The sequence below is a fragment of the Vibrio ordalii ATCC 33509 genome (assembly GCA_000257205.1).
Classification (GTDB): Bacteria; Pseudomonadota; Gammaproteobacteria; order Enterobacterales; family Vibrionaceae; genus Vibrio; species Vibrio ordalii.
Map to the genome: position 1 here is coordinate 1 of AEZC01000045.1, position 2,325 is coordinate 2,325.

At 41.6% G+C, this 2,325-nt stretch carries 2 protein-coding genes; one reads left to right on the plus strand and one right to left on the minus strand.

Features of this window, described 5'->3' with window-relative positions:
- Nucleotides 1-269: 269 nt before the first annotated feature.
- Nucleotides 270-1,505, plus strand: coding sequence for an aromatic amino acid transport family protein (locus VOR_RS0102950; RefSeq protein ID WP_010318243.1), 1,236 nt, complete (start codon nucleotides 270-272; stop codon nucleotides 1,503-1,505).
- A gap of 35 nt (nucleotides 1,506-1,540) precedes the next feature.
- Here VOR_RS0102950 and VOR_RS16660 read toward each other — a convergent pair.
- On the minus strand, nucleotides 1,541-2,325 hold a 785-nt coding region (locus tag VOR_RS16660; RefSeq protein WP_010318244.1), incomplete at its 5' end, for an alpha-pore-forming cytotoxin MakA.

A 2,325-nucleotide genomic window follows, 5' to 3' on the forward strand; every position in this document is an offset into this window, starting at 1 on the left:
GTGGGATCATGGGGCGCATACGATAAATCGTCAACTAATTACATTTACTGAAAAATCTTAAAATTTGGTTTTTAGTTTCAATAAAGTTACATAAAACCAGTTTAATATGCTGTTAATTTGGTGTTCTCATGGTTTTCAATCCAAGCTAAATCCTTTGATTATAGTGATTATGACCAAGGTCTCAAAATGATCATAATGGTTAATAGGAGTAGGATTCGCGACATTATTATTTTTATATAAGTGAAAAATCAGTGAAAGACACTAAGGAAATGGCTCATTTTAGTCATGTTCAGATTTCTAATTGGACTAAACACGATACCTATTGGCTACTCAGTTTATTTGGTACGGCCGTTGGGGCTGGTATTCTATTTTTACCAATCAACATTGGGTTAGGTGGTTTCTGGCCATTAGTGTTAATGGTCTTACTCGCTTTTCCGATGACTTATCTCTCTCATCGTGGTCTTGCGCGTTTTGTTCTTTCATCGCGCCGTCCTAATGCCGATTTTACCGACGTTGTTGAAGAACACTTTGGCCAAAGGGCTGGTCGCTTGATCTCTTTGCTGTATTTCCTCTCTATTTTCCCAATCTTACTGATTTACGGTGTCGGTCTAACTAACACGGTTGATAGCTTTTTGGTTAATCAAGCGCAGATGGTCGCTCCCCCTCGGGTACTACTTTCTGGTGGCTTAGTCTTTGCGTTAATTGCCATTATGCTGGGTGGTGAGAAGATCATGTTGCGCGCTTTTGCTGTTATGGTTTATCCATTGGCGGCTATTTTATTATTTCTCTCGCTCTATTTGATCCCGTATTGGTCAGTGCCGTCATTAGTCTTGCCGCAAACGAGTGATTTCTTACACACAGTGTGGTTAGCCATTCCTGTCGTGGTGTTTTCTTTTAGCCACGCAGCGGCGATCTCAAGTTTTGCTAATGTTCAACGTCGTCATTATGGCGCGCTAGCGGATAAAAAATCAGAGCAGATTCTGCGTTACACCAGTTTTGTATTAATTCTGTTTGTCTTGCTGTTCGTGTTCTCTTGCGTATTGGCTTTATCACCAGAGGCATTGCAAGAAGCAAAAGTGCAAAATATTTCAGTGCTGACTTACCTTGCCAATGTTACAGATAATCCCTTTATCGCCACTCTAGGCCCTTTAGTGGCGTTTATTGCCATTACCTCTTCCTTTTTAGGGCATTTCCTTGGTGCGCGAGAAAGCCTGACTGGGCTGTTGTGTAAAAACTTTGGCCTGTCATTGCGTCTTGCTGGGCGACTCACCATTGCGATTTTGTTTGTCACGATTTGGATTGTCGCGATACTCAACCCTAGCATTCTGGGAATGATGGAAGCGTTTTCAGGCCCAGTGATCGCTATGATTCTGTTTATTATGCCTATGATTGCTGTATTCAAAGTGCCATCGCTGGCGAAGTATCAACAGCAGATGAGTACACCCTTTGTCATGGCGATAGGGTTATTGGCGGTATCGGCATTGCTTTATAACTTGCTCAATTAAATCAGCCATTGGCTCCGTCACTGGAGCCAAATCAATTACTTGATTTGAGCTTTTGTTATTTGAGGTTGTGCATTATTGAGCGTTGATGCTACCTCCAGAATATCTTGCCACTCATTGTAAGCTGATTGGTACCAAACTTGCTCCAGAATGACCGCTTGTGAATCTTGTGCTTTGGTAAGGTTAGAAACGACGTTGTTGGTTTCATTGTATAAACTGAGCACCGTGGTTTGTAGTGTATCTAATGATCGGCTGATCGCCGCACAATCGTTGTTAACTTGATCGACACTTAGCAATAGGGCATTGAGAGACGCGATTTGTTGTTGATCTTGAGAGAGCGTTTGTTGATCGTGGTTGATGGTATTTAAAGATGATTGGATATCGCTTTGCAGGCTAGATATTTCACTTTGTGCTTCTACAATAGAGCTAACACCAAACCCTGCCAATATCAAAGAACCTCCCAGTGTAAACGGAGCAAGCACCACGCCAAAAATCGTTTCAAATATCCCTTTCTTACGCTGCGATTGAGCGTTCGCAATAGCGGTTTTAAATGCTGCTATCTGCTGTTTCATTAGATCAATTTGGGCGTTGGTGGCGATAATTTCTGCTTGGATGGAAACTTCTTCTTGCTGGATCTGTGCAATAGTTTGTTGCAATGTGTTATGAGCATCTTCCACTTGGCGAGCCCAAGCATTCAATCCCTCATCATAACGTTTTATATTTGATGTAAGACTTTGAATCGAATTTTGTAATGTTAAGATTAATGAAGTGAGCTGCTGTAGTTGAGCGGTGTCAAAACGGGTTTCTAGTGCTTTAAATAACG

Coding starts and splice junctions, on each gene's coding strand:
- VOR_RS0102950 (WP_010318243.1), top strand. CDS start 270: ATGGCTCATTTTAGTCATGTTCAGATTTCTAATTGGACTAAACACGAT.